The organism is Acinetobacter sp. AKBS16, assembly GCF_002899995.1.
Lineage (GTDB): Bacteria > Pseudomonadota > Gammaproteobacteria > Pseudomonadales > Moraxellaceae > Acinetobacter > Acinetobacter baumannii.
Window position 1 is genome coordinate 34,561 of record NZ_POYH01000080.1, and the last position, 618, is coordinate 35,178.

The following is a 618-nucleotide window of genomic DNA, read 5'->3' on the forward strand; positions in this document are numbered from 1 at the left end:
AGGTTACGGTAGTTTGTCATCGCAACCATCATCAGGCTATTTTGTCGCGAGCTCCTAATATTATGCTGCGTGATATTAATGATTTCGATGAAAACGGTATTAAAGAAATTTTATCTCAGGTTGATGCAGTATGTTTTGGAATGGGGTTAGGTCGTGATGACTGGGCACACCAAATCTATCAACAGTGGTTTAATTATTTAAATCAGACTTCACATTTAGAAGTTGTATTAGATGCAGATGCCCTATGGTTTCTCGCAAAGCAGCCTGAAAAATTGAGTTTACATATTTATGCAACACCTCATCCGGGGGAGGCCGCTACATTACTTGGTTGTTCTACTTGGCAAATTGAAAATGACAGAATTGCTGCGATTTATGCGTTGCAGCAAAAATATGCAGGCCAGTGGGTGCTTAAAGGGGCAGGCAGCTTAATTTTAGAAGATAACTTGTATATTTGTACGCAAGGTAATGCAGGTATGGGAACTGGTGGAATGGGAGATGTCTTAGCAGGAATGATTGCAAGCTTAAAAGCCCAGTTCCATAAAGCAGTTACCCTACATGAGATCGTAACCCTCCATGCTCAGGCAGGTGACCAACTTGCCAAACAAGGCATGCGCGGTT

General features: G+C 41.9%; 1 protein-coding gene. It reads left to right on the forward strand.

The features are described from left to right. A partial coding sequence (locus tag C1642_RS19495) for an ADP-dependent NAD(P)H-hydrate dehydratase (RefSeq protein WP_228153912.1) occupies positions 1-618 on the forward strand: 618 nt, incomplete at both ends.